We start from the raw sequence: 23009 nt of genomic DNA on the forward strand, positions 1-23009 counted from the left end.
TTTCTGCCTCACAGGTCCTGAGGCGTGATCGCATAGATCCTGCTCCAGTCTTCCGGCTCCACGAATTCCGCCGCCGGCACCATTTCCATCTGCTGTATGCTCTCCACCCCGGAAAAGATCTGCACGTGTTCCACCAGAACGCTGTAATATCCCGTGTGTTCCAGCTGGATATTGCAGGTGGAAAATCCTCTCTCAGAGGACGGCTCCAGCGTGGCGTCCACCGGCGGCGTGGGGATCTCCACCGGCTCTGTTTTCCCGTTTCTGTCTGTTTTCCGAAACGCGATCAGTTCCGGATCTTCATCATCGTCCGTCAGTATGCTCACCGACACCCCTTCGATGGGGATCGCCATGCGCGCCGTAAATACCTGGGCGATCAAATATCCCTTTTCTTCCATTGTCAGACTCCCTCCAAGCGAATTGTGATCTGTATCTGAGCCGGGATCGGCCCGGACTCACATTAAGTATATTTTACGCCCTTTCGATTCATGCCGGAAAACGGCGTAGGCGCGGCATTCCTGTTAAAAAAGAAAATGAGGACCTGCTCTCAGGCATAAGATAGTTTTAGACAATATGGGACCGACGCCGCAGGCTGCCGGTCCGACGGCCTGCGGCGGGGCGGAAAGGGAGTGAGACGCCATGGTGATACAGAAGCGGAAAGAAAATCAAAAGCCGGGCCGTCAGGATGACTGCCCGGCTGACACGACCACTCAGACGGCCGGCTCCATTTCGGCGCCGGCCGGTCTGCCGTCTGAGAATTCGGCGGGCATTCCAGCAGGAGCTAACGCCTCCGCTGGTGTAGGGAATCAGCTGGAAAAACAGCTCCGTCTCATTCGTGATTCCCAGAAGTATCTTTTATTTTTCATCGCAGCGCTCTTCCTTTCCTATTACGTGACTGCCGTTCAGGAGGAGCAGCTGCTGTATCTGTTGGCGGAGGCGTCCCAGCCCCCGGGCGCAGCGGCAGATCCCGCTGGAGATGGCGGCGGGGGCAACGCAGAGGGAGCCTGTCCCGGCGAGAAAAAGGCCGGTCCGGCGTGGCCTGATACCTGCCCTCCGCGTATCGCCGCCGCGCTGCTGTCCTTCTGGGCCCTGATCTACTTCTTCGGAGTTTCCGGCGATACGCTGCGCCGGTGCGGCCCGGACCCGGGGGTGCAGCTTCGAAACGGCGTCGGCTTCGCCGCCGCTCTGCTCTCGCTTGCGGCCGGCGGACTGAGACTCTGGGCTGTGATGGACGAATGCGCTTTCTCCGGCATCGACCAAAATGCCGCTGGTGAAACACAAAAAGAACAAGGGGAACAGACGGACTGAAAATAGTTCCGCATCGGCACTTTGACTTCCGCGGTCATATAATGTACTGATCACGCCCATACCAAGATCAGGGCAGTGATCAGAAAGGAATGAAACCAGCATGATTAAGATGCGAAAAATATTGGGAACCGCCCTCTGCGCGCTCCTGCTTATTTCTGCGCCGGCTCCGGCTTTTGCCGCGGCAGTTCCCACCTCAGATGGGGAAAGACCTGCCCTCCGCGGGATCGATGTGAGTCAATGGCAGGGAGACATCGATTTTAATAAAGTGGCGGCAGCAGGCGTGGAAGTCGTATATATTCAATCCGGCGCCGGTTCTGATTACACGGACGCCAATTTCCAGGCAAACGATACGAAGGCCCGTGAGGCCGGACTGAAGATCGGTTTCTATCACTACGTGACCGCTCAGACTGCCGGCGAGGCTGCGGCGCAGGCCGAGTTCTTCTATTCTCTGATCAGGGATAAAACGGCGGATTGCAGACCCGCGGTGGATTTTGAACAATTTGGAGATCTTAGCCGAGAAGAGATCAATCAGATCGCCTCCGTCTTCTCCGCCAGACTGGAGCAGCTTATCGGCTATGCTCCGGCGTTTTACAGCGACGCTTACAATGCAGAGAATATCTGGGATGCCCGTCTGTCCCGCTATCCGCTGTGGATCGCCGACTACAGTGCGACCCGTCCTGAATCTTCCGGCCCGTGGGACACGTGGAGCGGATTTCAGTATTCAGACACAGGAGCTATTCCCGGTATCTCCGGAGACGTGGATCTGGACTATTTCAGAGGATCCATTTTCGTAGACGGCCTCCTTCCTCCCGACGTCTCCGGCGGAAGCGGAAACAACAGCGGAGATGGAAACAGCGGCGGTCAGGGAACGAAGACCTTCCGCTATACCGTGCAGCGCGGCGATACGCTCTGGGACATCGCGGTCAGATACGGCACTACTGTGGCCGAACTGGTCTCTCTCAACCATATCGAAAATCCCAGGCTGATCTATCCCGGTCAGATTCTTCTCGTTCCCACTCGAGGAGATTCCGGCACAGGTCAGTCCGGATCCGGTGCGGGAAATGGAAACGCCGGCGGATCCAACAGCCCGGAGGATCAGACTCCGGCTTTCGTGACCGTCCGCTCCGGAGATACGCTGTGGGCCATCGCCCGCCGGTATGGCACCACTGTCAATGCCCTTGTTTCTCTGAACCACATCAAGACCCCCAGCCTGATCTATCCGGGTCAGGTGCTCCTCCTCCCGAAAGGAACTGCGCCGGGCGGGAACCTTTCCGGCTCAACGCATTATCGCCGCTATCTGATCCGCTCCGGCGACACGCTTTCTGCCATCGCCCGCCGGTTCGGCATAACGGTGAAGACTCTGGCTCAGCTGAATCACATCTCCGATCCGGATCTGATCTACGCCGGACGCACGCTGATCATCCCCGATTGATGGCCGGAGATATTCCTACTCCCCGTCTTGGGACTGGGCCACCGTACAGGCAGGCGCTGGGAGCTGGACAGTCTCACGTTTTGTCATGAAAAAACCGACCCCCGATCCTTCGACCTTTCGTCTGACTTCCGGGGGTCGGTACATAGTTTATTCTTCTCCGGAGATCAGATCCTCAAGACTCTGTCTCCGCTTGATCAGCTTCACGTCCCCGGACTCTGTGATCATCACCGCCGCGGCCGTGGGTCTGCCGTTATAATTGTTCATCAGCGAGGTGGTGTACGCCCCGGTATCGAGAAACGCCAGGATATCGTTTTCCTTCAGGACGCACATTCGGCGTCCCCGGGCCAGAACGTCCCCCTCGTAACACAGAGGGCCGACCAGATCGCAGATCTCCTCCTCCGGCTGATCCATCTTATTGGCGCAGAGAGCCCGGTACGTGTACCACCCCTGGGTGGCCCGAAGCAGTGTGTCGCCTCCGCCGTCCAAGGCCGCCAGTTTTTTCCCCTCCCTCTGCTTGACGGTCCCCACCTTCATGAGAGTCACCGCGCAGGTTCCCGCCAGGGACGCTCCCGGTTCGATCATCAATACCGGCGTCTTCAGGCCGTATTCCTTCACCTTTGACTGAATGATGGAGTGGATGGACGAGGCGAACGCCTCCAGACCGTCAGGCTGGGTCAGGTAGTCAAAGGGAATGCCAAATCCGCCTCCCATGTTGACATAGGTCAGCTCGATCCCCAGTTCTTTCTTCAGCACTCCCACAAAATCCATGATCCGCTCCCCGGCGTGCCTGTAGTACCGGCTGTCTTCTATCTGGGATCCAATGTGGCTGTGAATGCCCAAAACTTCCATATGGGGGGACTGGGAAGCGTACCGGTAAGCGGAAAAAGCCTCCCCGTCCAGATCCACGCCGAATTTACTGCCTTTCTGAGCGGTGGCGAACTCGGCGATGATATCGGGGGAAATGTCCCCGTTGACCCGGATGCTGATCTTGGCCTTTGTGCCAAGACCTTCGGCCGCTTCGTGAACCATGTAAAGCTCCGCTATGGAATCCACGTTAATGAGGGACCCGTTTTCGATGGCCTGCTTCAATTCCTCTCTTTTCTTGTTGTTTCCATTGAATACGATGCGCTCTCCCGGCACGCCGGCCTTCAGGGCCTTGTAGTATTCTCCGCCGGAAACAACGTCTGCCCAGGCTCCTTCCTCCCTCAGAGTGCGCAGCACCGCCAGCAGAGAGTTGGATTTGCAGGCAAAGCAGATCTCCAGCTTTTCAAAGTACCGGCTGAAGATCCTTCGCATATCCCGGTAGTTTGCCCGCAGACTTCTCTCGCTGAATACGAACAGCGGCGTGCCGTACTGACGGGCAAGTTCGGGGAGATCCACGCCGTCCATGTGCAGGTTTCCTGATCCATCTGCCTCCAGCCTTCCCCGGCGGGCTTTAAAAGGTATGGCGTTGACGGCCTCCTCATATATACTGTTCATCGTAACCTCCCGTCAGCTTCCCATTGATCATGATCCGCTCTCCGTCCATTTCCACAGTGGGATGCCAGTACACCATGTCCAGATGGATAGGCGCGGGATTCACGCCTCCAAAATGCACGTTGTTTCCAAAGGCAAAATGACCGGTGCCGTATACCCCCTCGTCCTCTATAATATTTCCCGTCACCTTCGCCTTATCGTTGAGTCCCAGGGCAAACTCGGCGATCACCAGACAGGCCGGGTCGTCGGGGGCTTTCAACAGGTCCAGCAGCCTTCGGGCCTCTTCTCCGCCCTCCACGCTCACAAGCCTTCCCTCCTTCAGCTGAATGACAACGGGTTCCTTGACCCCTCCCACTCCGGCAATACACGCGTCTACCACCAGCGTTCCGTTCACGCTGTCCTCCAGAGGGGCGGCAAAGACCTCCAGCTCCGGTATTCCCATTCGCTGTCCCTTTTCGTGACAGAGCCCGCTGCACCAATGGGCGTCCCTGCCCGTGATATCCAGTGTCAGGTCCGTGCCGTTATCAGCTGTGACCCGGACCTTTCCGCCTCTGTCAAACCGCTCCGCCAGGCGGCGTACCCGAGGCTGGAGAGCCGCAAAGTCCGCGTCGATGCCGCCGGACAGCAGAGTCTGCTCCGTTATCTCCGTCAGGCTTAACAGTCTGGCTCCTGCCTGAAGTGCTTCAGCGGCGGCCCGGGAATGAAAGATCGTGCGGGAGGTTGGAGAAAGGATCACATCTGCTCCCATCATCGCCTGGGCCACCAGCGCGGAAGGTTCCTCCCCCGGCTTTTTCCCCGGCGGAGTCGCGATAACGGCCGCTTCCCCTCCGGCCTCCAGGGCGCTCTCATAGAGCGCTTCCACAATGCTCTGCGCTATGCCTGAATCCGTTACGATGAGTACTTTTTCTCCCGGTCTTACGTTGGCGCAGACTCCGACGATCTTTCTGGCCCCCTTAAGCAGCTTTTCCATTGCCATGTTCCATCACTCCTTCTAAATATACAGTTTATTCACCCAGGGGGACATGGACGCATACAGCAGCCCCTGGTAGGTCAAGCCGAAATCCATGGTGCCCCCCAGCTCATAGAGATGGCTGCAGTCTTCTATATCAACGATGAGATGATCTCCGCTGGCCCCCAGAACAAAGGTCTGACCGTCCCGGGGAATGAGAGCGTTTTTCGCATCGCCCAGATCCTGATTTCCCAGAGCCAGTATGGCTCGCCTTCTGATTCCCCGGTCTTCATAGGTCCGGGCTTTGCCAAAGGCCGCCACTCCCCGCTGGCCTATGGGAAAGGTGGGCTTTTCATTGAGCTCGATAATCTCGGCCCTGATCGTAAACGCCCGGCGGTCCATCCCCTCCACATCCTGCTCCCAGGACAGAGGCCTGGTAAACAGACACTCTCCCAATCGGAGATGATTAATCCTCTCCGGCATGTCCCCGGTCATCATGAGGGGAACGGCCGTGGTAGCGCCTCCCGAGATCACTTCAAGTCTCCGGCCTATGCGCGTCTCGATCTCCTCCGCCGCTTCGGCCAATTCGCCCAGATTTTCCACGGTAGGCACGATGGAGCCGTAGCAGCTCAGATTCGTTCCGATCCCGTACAGCTCCACGTTGGAAAGCCCTTCCTCCACCGTCAATGCGGCTTCCAGCAGATCCTGTCTCCGGAACCATCCTTCCCGAAGATCTCCCAGATCAGCCATCAGAATGACCCGGTGTGTCTTCCCCTGGGCCGACGCTTCCTCGTTTATGCGCCGGAGTGTTTTCATCTCGCTGACAAGGGAGCTGTCCGCAAAGCAGACCAGATCAGAAACTTCCGACAGCATGGGAATGCGGATCAGCATGGTGGGCAGACCAGCCCCCAGTTCCTTAATCCGTCGAAGCTGTTCCAGCCGGGAACTGGCCAGGGCGGTAAAACCGCAGCGGCTCAGTATGTCGCAGCACTGGGGCAGACTGTTTACGCCCTTCACCACCGCGCAGGCGGAGATGCCTCTGTCCCTGCAGAGCTCTGCCATTCGCCGGCCGTTGTTCTCCAGTGCTTTTCGGTCAATGCGCAAAATCGGATATTGAGAATGTCCCATCCTGTCTCTCCTTATTTCTGATGCTTGCCGTATAAAGCTTTGCAGAGCTTCATACCCATCTCTGTCATGGCCGTTTTCGCGAAATCTCCCATAAAGCGGATGGACTCGTCGGCGTCATGGCCGCAGACGCCGCTTCCCAGAGGCACCTCAAAGCCCTCCATGGCCAGCATGGCCCCCTCGATGGCGATGCCGGCGGCGGAGGAGAGCTTCAGGGCGCAGGCCGGGCGGGGCCCGTCGCAGACCACGCCGAAGACATTGATGATCGTATTGTTGATGGCCATATGTATTTCCCTGATACCGCCCCCCAGCAGCAGGGCGGTTCCCGCAGCCACTCCCTCGGAGGCCGCCACCACGCAGGCGCACATGACGGAATGACGCCCGATGCGCTGTTTTCCCAGGATGGTGACCAGATAAGAAAGGGCTGTGGCCCGGAGAAGAAGCTCTTCATCCGCTCCCATATCCTCCGCCAGACTGAGAAGAGGCATGGAGCCCGTGACTCCCGCGTTTCCGCTGGTGGCGCAGGCCATCGCCGGCATGCCGCAGCCGCACATGCGGGCCTCGGAACCTGCCGCTGTGATGGCTCTGGCTTTCCGGATCCTATCTCCCCCGCTCCGCTTCAGAAGATTTTGCCCCAGCCCGATGCCGGTCTTTCCATCCAGAGCGGCCTGGGCCAGAGCCCGGTTTTTTTCCAGCGCCTCTTTTATCAGTCCCAGACTTTCGACCGGCGCCTCTGTTGCGAAGCTGTACAGATCCTCCAGCGTATACCGGCTGATGGGGTCGTTGGTCTCGTCAATGTCCTTCTCTCTCTGAAAGTGCGCGTCATAAAGCACCCTTCCATCTGCTTCCTTCAGCACCAGATTGTTGTGAGCCTTGGCGATGATGGCTCTGCCCACGCCTTTTTCCGTCTCCACGATGGCCTCCGCGTACAGACCCACGGGAGCCGTGTCCCAGTCGGGTTCCACGCTGCAGGCGTCGGTCAGGGAGAAGGCGCAGGCCCGTTCCTCGTCCTCGGGCGCGACGCTGCGCAGCACCTCCAGTTTTTTTGATGGATCTCCCGCGAAGGCTCCCAGAGCAGCGGCCATTCTGAGCCCCAGGACCTTTGTGCCGGGAATACCCACATCCTCGTTTCTGGCCGCCAGCTCCTTGTCGCAGATCACCCGGATCCTTACGGGAGTTCCGCCCACCGCGTCTCTGGCTTCAGCCGCGGCGTAGGCCACTCCAACGGGGCCCGTACAGCCCAGCGCCGGTTTTATTTCTGCCTGCAATATTTCTTCCAGTTCTTTGTACATTTTCACCTTTTACCTCCTGTTCATTTTGCTTTTCAGAGTGATCGACCTGTTCCGCTGTTCTGTTTCAATGTCTGGCTCAATGGCTCACTTCATAAATATCTTGGGCAGCCACTCCGACAATCCCGGGACAAAGCTGGTCAGCAGCAACACGGGCAGCGCGCCGAAGACCAGAAAAGGAAGCAGCGGCTTTACCATTTTGGGAACGGTGGTGTCGCAGAGCCGGGCCGCGGTGAACAGCAGCATGGACATAGGCGGCGTACAGGCGCCGATGCCGATGGAGACGAACAGAATGACCCCAAGCTGTATCTGGGAGATTCCCACCGCCGTGGCCGTGGGAATGAGCAGAGGACCCATGACGAGAGTCATGACCGTGGGATTCAGAAAGAACCCCGCGATCACCAGAATTGCGTCGATCACCAGAATGATCACGTATTTGTTGGCGGAGACTCCTGTGATAAATGCAGCTATGGCCGTGGGCACATCATTGGTCACCAGAATACGGGTAAAGATCATGGTCATGGGCAGTACGGCCAGAAGAGTCCCCACCGAGTGCGCCGTCTCTGTCAGGCTGTCCTTCAGCTTTCCGAAATTGAGCATGCGGTAGACGATGCAGCCCACCAGCACAGCGTAGACACAGCCCACGGCGCCGGCCTCCGTGGCCGTAAAGATGCCGCCGTAGATCCCTCCCAGCACGATGACCGGAAACAGAACGGCCGGGAGTATTTCTTTTGCCCGGACAAATTTTTGCTGAAAGGCCGGTAAGCTCTCAGTCGTCCCGACTTCCGACGGCTCCTCCCCCGCTTCCTCTTTCCCCACGGGGGAATACCATTTTTCATAGGTGAGCCTGTTGATCAGCAGATACAGAGCACACATGATGATCGCCGGAAACACCGTGGCCAGAAACAGAGAGCTCACCGACGCGGAGGAGACCTTGGAAAATACGATGGCGTTTACATTGGGAGGGATCAAAAATCCCAGGGGACCCGAGGCCGCGATAAAGGCGGCTACATACCGGATATCCCAGCCCTTGGCCTTTAACCGGGGCGCCAGCATGGTGCTCATCACAGTGGCCGTGGCCACCCCGGATCCGGACAGAGCGCCGAAGAAGCAGGATACCACGGGAATGGTGGCTCCCATTCCCCCCTTGACTCCCTTCAGCAGCCGTTCCCCCGCATCCACCAGCACCCTGGCAATACCGCATTTATCGATCAGCACCCCCGCCAGCGTAAAGAGAGGTATGGCCAGAAGAGAGTTGGAATCCAGGGAATAGAAAGCCTGTCCCATGAAGAAATTAAAGGAGGAACCGCTCAGCACGCAGTATAAAACAGACCCCAGAAGAAAGCATACAGGAATGCTCATGCCCGCAAAGATCAGTACAAGGACAGCGGCTGTGGCGATCAGTACAATATTCATTTGTTCCACCTCCTCCCTTCTTCAATGATGTGAAGGATAAAAAAGTAAGCGGATGCAAGGGAGCTCACAAAGATCACTCCGTGAATATACCACAGGGGAAACTGCAGAGCCGCCGATGTGGTCTTACGGACAAAGCTGACCTCCATATATCGAAAGGCAAGGTATGTAAAAAGCACATAGCCCGCGGCGGTGAGGATAAATACCAACAGGCGGACCAGCTGTTTTATCCGGGCGCTTTTCACGAACTCCTGTACCAGATCCACCTTCACGTGCTTGTCGTACTTGGAGGCGATGGAACTGCCAAGCCAGGCGGTGACCATCATCAGGTAGACCGGAAGCTCTTCCAGCCCTCCCAGATTCTTGTGAAGTACATAACGGCCGATCACCATCATAAAACAGATCGCGGTCAGGGCGAAGACGCTGGCCATGGACATCCAATGGATCACCCTCTCATAGCAGTCGCCGATTTTCTTGAACACTTGCATGATGGCTCCATCTCCTTTCCAGGTCAATTGCGCTTTTCGTTGGACTCATCCACGATCTTCATGGCCTTGTCAAAGGTTTCCCCTCCCACGATCTCGCGGATCTTCGGGGCCACGGAATGGGCGTAGTCGATCCATGTCTGCATTTCTTCCTCAGTGGGTATGTAGACTTCCACATTCCGTTCTTCCAGCATCCGGTGAGCTTCTTCTCTATATTTTTCTTCCATCTCATTCTCATATTGTCCGGCTTCCCAGGAGCACTCCACCACGATCTCCTTCAAGTCGTCGGGAAGAGCGTTGAAGGCGTCCGCGTTGATGATGGTAAAAGAACCCACCCACTGCCACTGGATCTCGCTGAAATACTTCACCACCTCGTCGTTTTTGCTGGAAATGACAATATTGCTGGCCATCTCGGCGCCGTCCACCACCCCGGTCTGAAGGGCCGTGTACAGGTCGTTCCACGGAAGAGGCTGAGCATTGCACAGGGGCGTCCAGAACGCGTTGACCGTGGGATCCTCATAGATGCGGATCGTCAGATCCTTTACGTCATCCACTGTTTTGACGGGATGCTTGGTATTGACCAGGCCCCGGAAGGTTCCGTGACCCATCCCCACCAGCTCGCAGTTATGATCTTTCAGAATCTCTTTCATCATCAGGAAGAGCCCGCCGTCAGGGCTGCACATCAGCTCTTCGACCTGATCGTAATCACTGAACAGATAAGGCATGGCTTTGAAGCCAAAGCGCGAATCGATGCCGGACAGAGGATTGCCCCGGTAGACCTCCAGATTTCCATCCCTGCAATCGTTCATCATCTGAACGTCGCCTCCTAAAATCGAATTGTAGTAAGGGGTAATGACCAGACGGCCGTCGCTCCTCTCATTGACCAATTCCACAAATTTGGTCATGAATTCACTGTAAGAACTCAGCAGGGACATGGCCGGATCCGCCCCCGCGCTGCCCATTTTCCACTCGATCACAGCCTCCTTATCCCCGGCCGAGCCGCCCTGATCCCCACAGGCAGCCATACAGAAACACATTGCTAAAACTAGTAAGATCGCCAACAGTCTTTTCATAATTTACCTCCTGATTTCGATACACAGCTCATCACCAGAGTTATAATTTTGATTATTATAACAATTTAGAAAACTGCATGTCAATATGATTTTATGTTTTTGATTATTTAGTTTTATATATCGTTATTTAATTTTATTTTTTAAAATCTAATTTTCAAACATATGTTTTTTTAGATTGACAATGCCCCATTCCTTACTGTAATATGAGACTATAAGCAGAATATTGGAATTTTATATAAGAATCAAACAGGAAGTAACTTATGAAAACAAAAAAAACTGCTGTGAACGCCAACGAGAAGGCTTCCAGCCAATCATCAGATAAGCTGCTGCAGATATTGGAGGCTATCGCTCACTACCGCATGCCCGTCCGGCTGCAGGATCTGGCCGAACTGGTAGGGATGACTCAGCCCACGGTACTGCGCTACCTGAACGCTCTGCAAAACGCGAATTACGTGTATCAGGAGGAGGCCACTTCCCGTTACGCCCTGACCTGGAAAGTCTGCCGGCTCAGCGAAAACCTGAATTCATATCTGAGTCTCCGCAATATCACCTCCCCTTTTATCAGCCAGCTGGCCGGCGACCTGGACCTGGGCGTCTGCCTGACTATGGATCAGGATTATGAATGCGTCTACCTGGACTGCATCGATAATTCCGCCGGCAGGAGCAATACCCTTCAGCGCATCGGAAGGCGTTCGCCTCTTCACGCTACAGCTTCGGGAAAAATTATGCTCTCCAGCTATTCCGAATCCCAGATCGACGCCTATATTTCCATCATTGGATTGAAGAAAATGACGGACCATACCATTGGCACAAAGGAAGAACTTCTACACCATCTCGATCAGGTCCGCGAAAAAGGCTTTGCTATGGATGAGGAAGAATGTGAATTGGGACTGCGCTGCATCGCCTTCCCCCTCATCGATTTTTCCGGAAGAATCATAGCGGCCATGAGCGTGTTCGGAAAGACTTCCAGCCTGACTCAGGAGCGCATCGACGAAGACATCTACAGCAGAATGAAGTCTGTCACCGGGATCATCTCCTCCCGCCTGGGTTATTCCGAAAAAAAATAGAACGTGCCCCATTACAAAATGGATAAACTCAAAACGTTAGACTTATATTGCGCAGCAGATTTGCAAATCTGCTGCGCATTTTTTATAGCATAGGAAATATTGTCCACTGATATATTGTCCACTGATATTTCCGTATGTTTCAAAAAAGTCCACTTTGTCAAAGTGAGCCCGCAGGGCGAATATGTTTCTTTGTGGGATCGGTTCTCAAATAAAAAAGAGCGGTCGCACAAAGCGATCCGCCCTTTTTCAGACCTCATCAAATCAGCATGGACTCCAGCGCCGCCGCTCCGCAGCTTATACGGATGCGATAGATCCTCAGACCTTTAAAACTGTTGGACCGGCGGCAATTATTAAATGAAGCTGCTTACGCTGTAGTCACGGTAATAGGAACTGTAGTACCGTCATTTAACGTTATGCTTCCGCCGGTGACCGCTCCTCCAGTATCTACCGTCAGATTAAGCGCGGTAACTCTTGAACCGGAGGGGCCGGTGGGACCGGTTGCTCCATCCACACCGTTGCGGCCGGTGGGTCCTGTGGGTCCTGTTGGGCCTGTGGCTCCCGTAGGACCTGCAGGGCCGGTGGCCCCGTTCGCTCCCGTGGGACCTGTCGGGCCGGTGGCCCCGTTCGCTCCCGTAGGACCTGTCGGGCCGGTGGCTCCGCCTGCTCCCGTAGGACCTGCAGGGCCAGTGGCCCCGTTCGCTCCCGTGGGACCTGTCGGGCCAGTGGCCCCGTTCGCTCCCGTAGGACCTGTCGGGCCGGTGACTCCGTCCGCTCCATCCGCTCCGGTATTTCCCGTGGCTCCTGTGGGACCGGTGGCCCCATCGGCTCCGGTGGCTCCTGTAGGACCGGTGGGACCGGTTGCTCCGTCTGCTCCTGTTGCTCCAGTGGGACCAGCAGGGCCTGTGGCTCCGTCCGCTCCATCTGCCCCGGTGTTTCCAGTTGCTCCTGTGGGACCGGTTGCTCCATCGGCTCCGGTGGGTCCCGTGGGACCAGTGGGACCGGTTGCTCCGTCTGCTCCTGTTGCCCCCGCAGTTCCCGTGGGACCGGTTGCTCCATCCGCACCGTCGGGGCCTGTGGCTCCGGTGGGACCCGTGGGACCGGTTGCTCCTGTTGGACCTGTGGGGCCGGTTGCACCTGTACCCGCAGCACCCGTGGCGCCAGTCGCACCTCTGGTTCCTGTTGGACCAGTGGGGCCAGTGGGGCCAGTGACTCCTGCACCAGTAGCACCTGTCGCTCCGGTGGGACCCATGGGTCCCGTCTCTCCTTTGGGTCCTGTGGGACCAGTGGGGCCAGTGACTCCTGCACCAGTAGCACCTGTCGCTCCGGTGGGACCCGTGGCTCCCGTCTCTCCTTTGGGTCCTGTTGGGCCAGTGGGGCCGGTGACTCCTGCACCAGTAGCACCTGTCGCTCCGGTGGGACCCGTGGCTCCCGTCTCTCCTTTGGGTCCTGTGGGACCAGTGGGGCCGGTGACTCCTGTACCAGTAGCGCCTGTGGCTCCAGTGGCTCCCGCAGCTCCTGTCGCACCTCTGGTTCCTGTGGCTCCTGTGGGGCCGGTAGGACCGGCAGGGATCGTGAACAGAAGCTGTGCGCCGCTGGGAGAAAAGGTTTCGTCAACGCTGGCTTCCGTGCCGGGATCTCCCGTCACTGTCCCAGCCACAGTGATGACAGGCGTCGTACCGTTGGCGCCTGTTGCACCTGTCGCACCGGTGGCGCCTGTAGCGCCATTTATGCCGGAAGCTCCCGTTGCGCCTGTGGCGCCCGTGGCACCGGTCATACCCGCCGGACCGGCAGTACCTGCAGGGCCGGTAGGCCCTGTGGGACCAGTGGGACCCGGCCAGCCTCTGGGTCCTATGGGGCACCTGCACCCGCTGAGATAAGAACTATAGGGATAGCCGCAGCAATACCCATTTATATTATAATTCATTGAATTTCACATCCTTTTCAATTAACAGCCGAAGCTGCTTATATAATATATGTGAAATTCAAAAAGGGTTTCATCCTTCTACCTATTCTTTTTAATTTTATCGAAATATGCTTTGTTGTACAGATACGCCGGTGAAGTCGGTTTGAATGTTCCTGCCAGTTCATTGTATTTTTCTGCGTCTTCATGCCGGCCCAGTTTATCGCAGCAGACGCATAATTGCAGCGCGGGCGTGTAGCCGTAGCAGTCGGTAATGATAAACCCGCCGCTGGCAAAGTTCATCCGGCAGGCCAGAGCCGTCTCAAACCAGAATACCGCCGTTTCATATTGTCCGTTCCCCATGAAATGATTGCCGATCTCACAGCAGACTTCCGCTCTGGGAACGTCGAATTCCAGGCTTTTCAGCAGCGCCCCCAGGGCTGCGGGGACAGCGCCGGTCTCACGATAACACTTTGCGGTCATGATACAGGCTTCGATCTTGTTCTCCAGCCATCCTTCATCCATGGTCAAAAATCGCTGAAAGACCTCAAGCGCTTCCTCGTACAGCCCGTGATAATACAGTTCGCGGGCATAATAATAGTGCTCCCGCGCGTTCAATTTCTTTCCCTCCGAGAGGATTTTTTTATAGATATTCAGATTTCGGTCAGGATCGCCGGCGTGGATTTTTCTGTGTGAGACCGCGGCGTCTGAATATATGATATTGCCGCTGGGTGTGATCGCCTCGTGCACGGCGCCCGTCCACAGGTACTCCCTGTTATTGCGGATCAATCTCTCCCTATAATACCAGAAGGAAGGCTTCCCCGCCTCGTCAAAAGCCGTGTTGTACCGCATCATTACGATATCCGTGTCAGACGTGAGAGTGTGTTTCAGAGCCAGAAGTTCCAGTCTGTCTTTCTCCTCCATCACATCATCGGCGTCCAGCCACATACAGTAGTCCTTGGTGGCTTTTGAAAATGCAAAATTTCTGGCCGCGGCAAAATCGTCGATCCATTGAAATGAATACAATTTATCGGTAAAAGTCAACGCGATCTCTCGTGTTCTGTCCGTTGATCCGGTGTCTGCGATTACGATCTCATCCACTAGATCTCTGACAGATGACAGGCAGCGTTCTAAAACGTCTTCCTCATTTTTTACGATCATGCAAAGACTTATTGTGATCATCAGTTACATCCTCTTTCCTATGCTGTATAGCCCTGAAGGGCTATCATTTACACCATATGAGCGGAAAGACAAAATGTGCGCTGCGGGGCGGTCCGAGTCCCGATCTTCGAATAAATCATTATCGTCTCCCGGTATTTTACGCAGAAAAAAAGACATGAAAGCCGCACTGCGACGGACATTCATGTCTGGTTTCGGAGTCCATTATCCGTCCTTCTGCAGCAGAACGATGGACTCGATATGCTTTGTGTGAGGAAAGTTATCAAATACTTTCAGAATTTTGACCGCGTAGCCTGCAAGCCTTACCATTTCCAGGTTTTCAGCCAGCGTCTTCGGATTGCAGGAAATGTATACGATCTGATTGACCCCATAGTTTAATATTTTCTGAAGGGCTTTCGGATGAATGCCCATACGGGGCGGGTCTACCACGATCACATCTGGTTTTTCCTCCAGATCGCTCAGCGCCTTCAGCACGTCTCCCTCTATGAAACGACAGTTGTCAAGACCGTTGAGACGGGCGTTTTCTCTGGCAGCCTCCACCGCCTCGGGAACGATCTCCACCCCGATGGCTTCCTTCGCCTGCTGTGCCAGGGCCTGCGTGATGGTTCCCGTTCCGCAGTACAGATCGAAGACCGTTTTTCCCTCCACGCCGTCGATCAGTGCGATGGCTTCCGTGTAAAGCTTTTCCACCGCCATGACGTTGGTCTGAAAAAAGGAGAAGGCGCTGACTTTGAATTTCAGACCCATGATCTCTTCCATATAGTGATCACGTCCGAACAGGATCTCCAGGCGGTCGCAGCCCACCGCGTCGGCAAGCCCGTCGTTATACGTATGAAGGACTCCCACAAGGCTGTCTGACAGATCCAGTTCCTGCAGGCGCGCCACATAACCTTCTCCGTCGAAGGCGGCCTCCGATGACGTCACAATATTGACCAGCAGCTCCCCCGTGTGAACTCCCCGGCGCAGGATCAGGTTTCGCATGAGCCCCCGATGCGCCTTCTTGTGGTAAAAGTCATATCCTCTGTCTGTACAGAAATCCAGGGTGGCCCGAAGGACTTTGTTAAAGTCTTCCGCAACCAGCTGACACTGATCGACTGTGACGATGGACATAAAACGGCCTCTCTTGTGCATGCCCAGGGTCATCTCCCCATCTTTTACCTCGTCGCCGAAGGTATATTCCATTTTATTTCGATAGCCGTACTGCAGCGGACTGCCCTCCACACCGAGAAACCGCTCCGGCCGCACGCCTTTGTTTTCCAGCAGGCGCACAACTTCCCGGGCCTTCATGGTCATCTGCTCTTCATACGGTATCTCCTGATAGATGCAGCCTCCGCACACGTCGTTGTGCTTACAAATTTCCAAATCTCAATCTCCTTCTCAATAACTCTTCTGTCAGCCAAATGACTATTTCATTTTGTCCAGTTTATTCAGATCGTATGGAGTCTCCTGATATATGTAATTCAGCCAATTGGCGAAGAACAGATTGGCATGACCCGTCCATCTGATAATGACCTTTTTTCTGGGATCGTCGTCTTTGAAATAGTTGGCCGGCACTTTTGGTTTCAGCCCCTTGGCCACGTCGCGCTGGTATTCCAGCTTCAGTGTGTCACGCTCGTACTCCGCGTGGCCCTGAATGAAAATTTTTCGCTTGTTTCTCGTGGAGATCAGGTGAGGTCCTGCTTCTTCAGACTCCGCCAGGATCTTCAGTTCCGGCACTGCCAGGATATCTTCTTTTCTGATCTGCGTGTGTCTCGAATGAGGTGCATAAAAAATTTCGTCAAATCCACGTGTCAGTTCGGATTTTTTTTCTTTAACGAAATGTGGAAACACCCCGAATAACTTTTCAGGCAGAACGTATTTCTGAATGCCGTAGTGATGATAAAGACCGGCCTGCGCCCCCCAGCAGATGTGCATGGTGCTGAACACATTGTCGTCCGTGTAATCCATGATCTCCGACAGTTCCTTCCAGTAATCCACCTCTTCATAGGGAAGGAACTCCACAGGAGCCCCGGTGATGATCATACCGTCAAAACGCTGATTTTTGATTTCTTCATAAGTCTTATAAAAGTTTTCCATATGCGCGCGGTCCACATGGGTGGATTCGTGGGAGTCCATGGTCAGCAGCTGCATATCCACCTGAAGAGGCGTGTTGGCCAGCATGCGGATCAGCTGCGTCTCGGTGACTTCCTTTGTAGGCATCAGATTGACGATAGCGATACGCAGCGGCCGGATATCCTGCTTCTGCGCCCGGGCGTCGGTCATGACGAATACATTCTCATCTCTCAGCGTTTTATATGCGGGCAAGCCCTTCGGTACCAATATCGGCATATTCCTCAGTCCTTTCTTCTGTTGTTTCCTCTGTTATAAGATCGATCCACCCTCGACCTTAAAATTTACCGTAGCTGTCGAAAAACTCTTTTTTGTATTCTGTAAAGCGATCTTCCTCGATAGACCGGCGGATCTTCTCCATCGTGTTTACCAGGAAATACAGGTTGTGATTAGTCAGCAGCATGGAAGACAATATCTCATCCGCTTTGTAGAGATGCCGGAGATATGCCTTGGAGTAATTTCGGCATGTATAACAATCGCAATTTGGATCCAGGGGTTCGAATGCGCGTTCATACTGAGCATTTTTTATGTTTACTCTGCCCAGCGAAGTCATTGCAAGACCGTGACGGGCGATCCTGGTCGGCAGGACGCAGTCAAACATGTCGATGCCCCGTTCCACCCCCTCAAAGAGACAGTCCGGGCTTCCTACCCCCATCAGGTACCGCGGTTTTTCTACGGGGATATACTCCACGCAGTCATCCAGTATATCGTACATCAACTCCTTTGGCTCTCCCACAGAGAGGCCGCCGATCGAATAACCAGGCAGATCCATCTCCACGATCTGCATGGCGCTCTCATAGCGGAGATCCTTGTACATACCTCCCTGCATGATGCCGAACAGCGATTGGCGTTCCACATCTTTATGAGCCTGCACGCACCGGGCCAGCCAGCGAGTGGTCCGTTCCAGGGAATCCTTAACATACTTTCGGTCGGCCGGATAAGGGGCGCATTCGTCAAAGGCCATGATGATGTCGGAACCCAGCGCGTTCTGCACTTCAATTGATCGTTCCGGTGAGAAAAAGTGCTTTGACCCGTCGATATGGGAACGGAAGGTCACGCCCTCCTCCTTAATCTTACGCAGATCTCCCAGGCTAAATACCTGAAATCCTCCGCTGTCTGTGAGGATGGCACGGTCCCAGTTCATAAAACGGTGGAGTCCCCCCGCCTCTTTCACGATCTCGTGACCGGGGCGAAGGTAAAGGTGATATGTGTTGGAGAGTATGATCTGCGCGCCCATCTCTGCTACCTGTTCGGGACGCATGGCCTTTACGGTGGCCGCGGTGCCCACCGGCATGAACACCGGGGTCTCTATGGCGCCGTGAGGCGTGTGCACTCTGCCCCTTCTGGCCCTGGTCCGCGGATCGTTCTTTATCAGTTCATAAGTCACTGCATGCTGCATATGGCTTTTCCTTTCTATAATAGAAGATAAAATTTTGATCAAACATCACGACACAGAATATCAAAATATCGAAGTTCTGTCAATCCGGAAAGGCGCTGCTTCCTGAATGGTCCGGATCCAGAAGATCTGCTCCGGAATAGAAAACTGCCCGGACTTACGTCTCGTTCTGCGGGTTCAGGAGTCTGCACAGCGTGGAGCACAGGATCTCCGGGTCCACAGGCTTGGCAATGTGCGCGTCCATGCCGGCCCGCAGCGCATCCTGCACGTCCTCGTCAAAGGCGTTGGCTGTCATGGCGACGATGGGGACTGCTCTGACGGCGCCTGAATCCTCTAATTTCCGGATCGCCCGGGTAGCTTCGTATCCATCCATATTTGGCATTCGAACATCCATCAGGATCAGATCGTAGATCCCGCCTCCTGACTTTACCTTCTCCACTGCTTCCGCTCCGTCGCATGCCTCGTCTGCCAGGATCCCCATGGCCTCCAGCATCATGCCGGCGATCTCTCTGTTCAGCTCATTATCCTCCGCCAGAAGGACCCTGCAGCCTGCGAAGCTGACCGGACTGATGGGGCCGTCACAACTGTTCCAATTTTGTTCTCCGCCCAATCCCCTGAGCAGAGAGCAGATCTTGGAACGATAAAAAGGTTTGGAGAGAAACGCCGTCACGCCGGCCTCTCTGGCCTCTCCTTCCGACTCGGCCCAGTCGCTGTCAGTCAGCAGGACGATGGGACATTCCGGTCCGATTTCCTTCCGAATGCACTGCAGCGTCTCCATTCCTTCCACGCAGATCTTCCAGTCCACCAGCACGATCCGGAACGGATCTGTTCCGGCATTCTCCCCCGCGGCGGCGGCAGCGCCGCTGCCGGCTGCATACTGCGTGCGAAGTCCCAGATCGCGAAACAGTTCGGCGGCCTCTTCACATGTCTTTTCCTCACTGTATGCGATCAGACAGCGGGCCCCGATCCATTCCTGAGGCGCTTCTTCCCGCGGTGCATCCTGCAGCCGCAGCGGCAGCCGGACAGTAAATACGGACCCCTCGTTGGGGCTGCTCTCCACCTGGATCTCGCCGTTGAGCAGATCCACGATATTTTTTGTGATGGCCATTCCCAGACCGGTTCCAGTGATCCTGCTGCCGGTGGAATCATGGGCCCGCTCGAAGGGCTGAAACAGTTTTTCCAGGAATTCTGCGCTCATGCCCACTCCTGTGTCGGAGCATCGGAACAGATAAACTGCGTATTCCCTGCGGCTGCTTTCCTCCTGGTCGATGTCGATCCTGATGCTGCCGCCCTCCGGCGTGTACTTTACCGCGTTGCTCAGAATATTGATATAGATCTGCCGGATGCGCAGTGGATCGCCCAGCACGCTTTCGTTTTTCAGCATGGCCAGCCGCAGATCGAGCCGCTGCTTTCTGGCTTCTGCCTGAGAACGTACCAGCTCGACCGTTTCCACGGTCAGTTCGGCAAAGTTGAAAGCTTCGTCCCGGAGGGAGAGCTTTCCGCTTTCGATCTTCGACATATCCAGCACGTCGTTGATCAGGCTGAGCAGATGATTTCCGGAAAGTCTGATTTTTCTCAGACATTCCAGCACCCGCTGCCGGTCTTCCAGATGCGCTTCTGCGATGGCGGTCATCCCGATGACCGCGTTCATCGGCGTGCGGATATCATGGCTCATATTGGACAGGAAGCGGCTTTTGGCATCGTTGGCCTCCCTGGCGTTATCCAGCGCGCTCTGCAGGACCTGCCGCCGCTGTTCCTCCTCATAGCGCTGCTCGTCCACACGGCGGGATATGAGGACTGCCAGCCGGTCGTCTGAATAGGGATTGTCAACGTAAATGATCTGTGTTGATGTCCAGTGATAACTGCCGTCTGTGAGCCGCTGTCTGGCCTCCAGAAAAACCTCGTTCTTTTCACGGCCCAGCGTACCGCGGAGGTTCTCGGGCGTGAAGAACTCTTTAAACTTTTCCAGGTTCTCCGGATGCACGGTCTTCGTCATATCTTCAAATAATTTACTGTAAGTTTTCTGGTCGCCCAGGCCGAGCATCAGACCGGATTTTATATAGATGAAGTTAAGCGTGTCCTGGGTAAGATTCATGCTGATGATCACAGGATAGGCGTTTGACAGCGCGCCCACCAGCGTGAGACGCTCCTGAAGTTTCTCGCGTTCCGCATCTTCCTCTGCCAGTTTCTCTCTGGTGATATCGTGGAATGCGGCGATGAAAACGTCGATCCCGTTTTCATCGGGAGTCATTTCGATAATCCCGGATGCCCAGAAGTAATCGCCGTTCCCTTTGGACAGACGGTTCTCAAAAATACTTTTGCGGCGGCCTGCCGCAGCGTCGCGGAAAAGCTGCTCGATCCGATCGTAGTCTTCCGGATAGACCACATCACGGAGAGATCTGCCGCTCAGCGCGTCGTTGGGGGAGTCCGCCGGATAATCCAGCAGGCGAAGTCCCTCATCGTTGAGCTGAAGGATGCGATAGGGAGGTTCCACATTCAGCACCGCGATACCCTCCGGCAGCGCGTTGTACAGATGGCCGATATAGTTAGCCTGATTGGTCAGCTTCCGGTTGGTCCGATTCACATATCTGATGTAGAAGGCAGCCAGCAGAAGAATACTGAACAGAACGCTGCCCACCAATGCCAGCGAGCGCAGCAGAATGCTGTTCGTCTGGGCTTCCACCACATCTTTGGGAATGATCGAGACCAAATACCAGTCAGACTGCAGCACAAGGGGCGTGTAGCAGAACACATTTTCTTCTCCCTGATAGGTGAAAACTGCCCATCCTGTCCGAAACTGTTCCAGCGACTGCGCAAATTCCTTCAGACTCTCCCCGTCGTTTTCCGAGACCGGCAGCATGTCAAATAAATTTTGGACCGTCTTATTGCTCTTGGGATGAGTGGCGCGGATCAGAATATCTCCCTTCGTGTTTACCACGTAGGAAAAGCCCGCGTTGTTGTAAAAAGATAGGCTGAAGGTATCCACGATGCTTCCCACTTCAAACTCTTTCAGAAGCCAGGCCTCCGTCCCGTCCCTCAGAGTGATTTTTGAGAACAGATCAAAGACATTGACTCCAGTCACGCTGCTGATATGAGGATCGATGATCCCATTTTCCGTTTCTTCTTCCGACAAAGCCTCCGCCGCTTTTTCGTCGATCTCTATATCGGAAGGCAGGCTTGTTCCCTCCGGCAGGTACAGACTGATCCCCCCTGCCCGGGCGTAGAATGACAGCAGCTGTTCCAGCCCCTCATCTTTCGGCGTATATTTCTTCACGTAGGGAGCCAGACTTTCCATGAATTCATATTCATCCTGAAGCTGGATCCTCAGGGCGCCGCAGCCCTGACTGGTGCTCTCCATGATCGTGTTGACAGACTGCTCCCACAACTCTGTTTTCACGCCCTGTACGAACAGCAGGGTCAGAATGCAGAGAATGACGCCGACTGCGGCGGCCAGCAATGCTATTTTTTTCCTGATATCCCTGCTTTCCTTTTTTGCAGCCACCGCTCTCACCATCCTTTCACGGACTGTTCGTCCATCCACGCCAGAGCCGTTTCCAGCTGCTCTCCTGAGAGCAGACGCTTTGACACTTCTGCGGTCAGATTCCAGATCGGCAGGTCCAGCAGACTGTCCGTTCCGATGACTGTCCGGCCCGCTTCATAGCATGGGATCAAAGGCCGTATCTCTTTCAGGGCAGAAGGCGTTCCGCCGTTCAGCGGGCTGAAGGAAGACTGCTCATCTGCAAACTTCTGAATATTTTCCCGCTGAGTAAAAAATTCCACAAATCTGACGGCGGCGTCTGTGTGTTCGCTGCCTGCGTTCACGCTCAGCCGGGTATCTGCGTTTATGACCAGATAAGAGCCGTCCTTCAGCGCCGGATAAGGGACCACTTCAAAGGCGAAATCCGGCTGCATTCCGGCTACCCGGCCGGCGGCCCAGGCGCCGGTCAGCATAAACGGAGAACCTCCGTCCATAAATTCGTTCAGATCATCTGAAGTTTTATTCGTGTTCAGCGCTTTATCAGCGTCGATATAGCCTCTGTCGATCAGTTCCTTCGCCACTTCAAACCCCGGGCGCAGATATTGGCTCAACTTCTCACTTCCGCCGTTGAGCCGTTCAAATGCATCTCTCTGAAGCTGGTCCCGGTATGCGGGAAAAAATCCTGTGCCTATGGCCAGTGTTTTCAGCGAGATATCGTTGTTGGCGATGATGGGAACGATACCCTGTTCTTTGAAATATCCGCAGACGCTTTCCCACTGATCCAGATTCTGCGGCACTTCCTGGCCGTGCTCTTTCAAAAGGTCCAGATTGCAATAGAGACCGAAGACAGAGACAGTGGTGGGGACCCAGTAGATAGATCCGTCGCTCTCTTCTATCTGACTGAGGATGCTGTCCATATAAGCTGGGATCGTTTTCATGCCGGACAAGTCCGCCAGCATCCCCTCGCCCATCAGTTTCAGTGTGATGTCGTGGTTCACCATGAACACATCATCCCCCCGGCCGGCGGCCATCCGCTTGTCCAGAGCTTCAAAATATTCGTTTCCCTTCAGACTTTCGTAGGACACACGGATATCCGGGTTTTCTTCCATGAAATCTGAGATGATATCTTCGATGACGGCGACATTTTCAGGCTCGTATTTATTTCCGAAAAAAGTGATCGACGTGATATTTTTATTGGATTCGGGATAATTCACCACCGGATTCTTGTGGCCGCAGCCTGTCAGCACAAGGATCGCGGCCAAAGCTGCCGCGCACATCCGTCCTGTTTTCGATTTTCCTTTCAGCACACCAGCCCTCCCTGTCGGATCCAGCG

The 23009-nt window shown here is 55.0% G+C and carries 17 protein-coding genes and 1 pseudogene; 3 read left to right on the forward strand and 15 right to left on the reverse strand.

The window, feature by feature from the left end; all coding sequences use genetic code 11:
* Positions 1-8: 8 nt before the first annotated feature.
* The gene (locus E0E37_RS14900; protein ID WP_130863782.1) at positions 9-395 is read right to left on the reverse strand and encodes a hypothetical protein; all 387 of its coding nucleotides are present in this window, start codon (positions 393-395) and stop codon (positions 9-11) included.
* A 241-nt stretch (positions 396-636) separates the two neighbouring features.
* Here E0E37_RS14900 and E0E37_RS14905 point away from each other — a divergent pair, with 241 nt between their 5' ends.
* Both E0E37_RS14905 and E0E37_RS14910 read left to right on the forward strand, forming a co-directional pair.
* On the forward strand, positions 637-1305 hold the full coding sequence (locus E0E37_RS14905; RefSeq protein ID WP_130863783.1) for a hypothetical protein: 669 nt from the start codon (positions 637-639) through the stop codon (positions 1303-1305).
* Positions 1306-1405: 100 nt separating this feature from the next.
* Complete coding sequence (locus E0E37_RS14910; RefSeq protein ID WP_130863784.1) at positions 1406-2737, forward strand: LysM peptidoglycan-binding domain-containing protein; 1332 nt, start codon at positions 1406-1408, stop codon at positions 2735-2737.
* 147 nt (positions 2738-2884) lie between these two features.
* Here E0E37_RS14910 and lysA read toward each other — a convergent pair whose 3' ends face one another.
* The 7 genes from lysA to E0E37_RS14945 all read right to left on the reverse strand — a co-directional run bounded on the left by lysA (position 2885) and on the right by E0E37_RS14945 (position 10547).
* Entirely contained in the window at positions 2885-4216 is a 1332-nt protein-coding gene (gene lysA, locus E0E37_RS14915) for a diaminopimelate decarboxylase (protein ID WP_130863785.1), read from the reverse strand.
* Positions 4200-5189, reverse strand: coding sequence for an aminopeptidase (locus tag E0E37_RS14920; protein WP_130863786.1), 990 nt, complete (start codon positions 5187-5189; stop codon positions 4200-4202). The genes lysA and E0E37_RS14920 overlap by 17 nt, the downstream gene beginning before the upstream one ends.
* 15 nt (positions 5190-5204) lie before the next feature.
* Entirely contained in the window at positions 5205-6290 is a 1086-nt protein-coding gene (locus E0E37_RS14925; RefSeq protein ID WP_130863787.1) for an alanine racemase, read from the reverse strand.
* A gap of 11 nt (positions 6291-6301) precedes the next feature.
* The gene (locus E0E37_RS14930) at positions 6302-7579 is read right to left on the reverse strand and encodes an L-cysteine desulfidase family protein (protein ID WP_246019789.1); all 1278 of its coding nucleotides are present in this window, start codon (positions 7577-7579) and stop codon (positions 6302-6304) included.
* An 84-nt stretch (positions 7580-7663) separates the two neighbouring features.
* Positions 7664-8992 carry a TRAP transporter large permease gene (locus E0E37_RS14935; RefSeq protein WP_130863789.1) on the reverse strand — a complete coding sequence of 443 codons (1329 nt, stop codon included), beginning with the start codon at positions 8990-8992 and terminating at the stop codon, positions 7664-7666.
* On the reverse strand, positions 8989-9477 hold the full coding sequence (locus E0E37_RS14940) for a TRAP transporter small permease (RefSeq protein ID WP_130863790.1): 489 nt from the start codon (positions 9475-9477) through the stop codon (positions 8989-8991). Before E0E37_RS14940 ends, E0E37_RS14935 begins: the two co-directional genes overlap by 4 nt.
* Before the next feature lie 23 nt (positions 9478-9500).
* Positions 9501-10547 carry a TRAP transporter substrate-binding protein gene (locus tag E0E37_RS14945; protein WP_130863791.1) on the reverse strand — a complete coding sequence of 349 codons (1047 nt, stop codon included), beginning with the start codon at positions 10545-10547 and terminating at the stop codon, positions 9501-9503.
* Positions 10548-10807: 260 nt separating this feature from the next.
* On the opposite strand from E0E37_RS14945, the gene E0E37_RS14950 reads away from it, so the two are divergent.
* Positions 10808-11614 carry an IclR family transcriptional regulator gene (locus E0E37_RS14950; RefSeq protein ID WP_130863792.1) on the forward strand — a complete coding sequence of 269 codons (807 nt, stop codon included), beginning with the start codon at positions 10808-10810 and terminating at the stop codon, positions 11612-11614.
* 475 nt (positions 11615-12089) lie between these two features.
* Here E0E37_RS14950 and E0E37_RS18935 read toward each other — a convergent pair.
* From E0E37_RS18935 to E0E37_RS14985, 7 genes and pseudogenes are all read right to left on the reverse strand, one after another.
* Positions 12090-13388, reverse strand: a pseudogene (locus E0E37_RS18935) (hypothetical protein); the annotation flags it as partial.
* Positions 13389-13616: 228 nt separating this feature from the next.
* Positions 13617-14696, reverse strand: a complete 1080-nt coding sequence (locus E0E37_RS14960; RefSeq protein WP_130863794.1) for a glycosyltransferase family 2 protein — start codon at positions 14694-14696, stop codon at positions 13617-13619.
* A 201-nt stretch (positions 14697-14897) separates the two neighbouring features.
* Positions 14898-16055, reverse strand: a complete 1158-nt coding sequence (gene rlmD / locus E0E37_RS14965) for a 23S rRNA (uracil(1939)-C(5))-methyltransferase RlmD (RefSeq protein ID WP_130863795.1) — start codon at positions 16053-16055, stop codon at positions 14898-14900.
* 42 nt (positions 16056-16097) lie between these two features.
* Positions 16098-17021: a homoserine O-acetyltransferase MetA gene (gene metA, locus E0E37_RS14970; RefSeq protein ID WP_130863796.1), complete on the reverse strand. Its 924-nt coding sequence runs from the start codon at positions 17019-17021 to the stop codon at positions 16098-16100.
* 58 nt (positions 17022-17079) lie between these two features.
* On the reverse strand, positions 17080-18201 hold the full coding sequence (gene tgt / locus E0E37_RS14975) for a tRNA guanosine(34) transglycosylase Tgt (protein ID WP_130863797.1): 1122 nt from the start codon (positions 18199-18201) through the stop codon (positions 17080-17082).
* Positions 18202-18355: 154 nt separating this feature from the next.
* On the reverse strand, positions 18356-21700 hold the full coding sequence (locus tag E0E37_RS14980) for a response regulator (RefSeq protein ID WP_246019748.1): 3345 nt from the start codon (positions 21698-21700) through the stop codon (positions 18356-18358).
* Positions 21701-21705: 5 nt separating this feature from the next.
* Positions 21706-22983, reverse strand: a complete 1278-nt coding sequence (locus E0E37_RS14985) for an ABC transporter substrate-binding protein (protein ID WP_330548590.1) — start codon at positions 22981-22983, stop codon at positions 21706-21708.
* Positions 22984-23009: the final 26 nt, after the last annotated feature.

The sequence above is a fragment of the Bacilliculturomica massiliensis genome (genome assembly GCF_900605495.1).
Classification (GTDB): domain Bacteria; phylum Bacillota; class Clostridia; order Peptostreptococcales; family Anaerovoracaceae; genus Bacilliculturomica; species Bacilliculturomica massiliensis.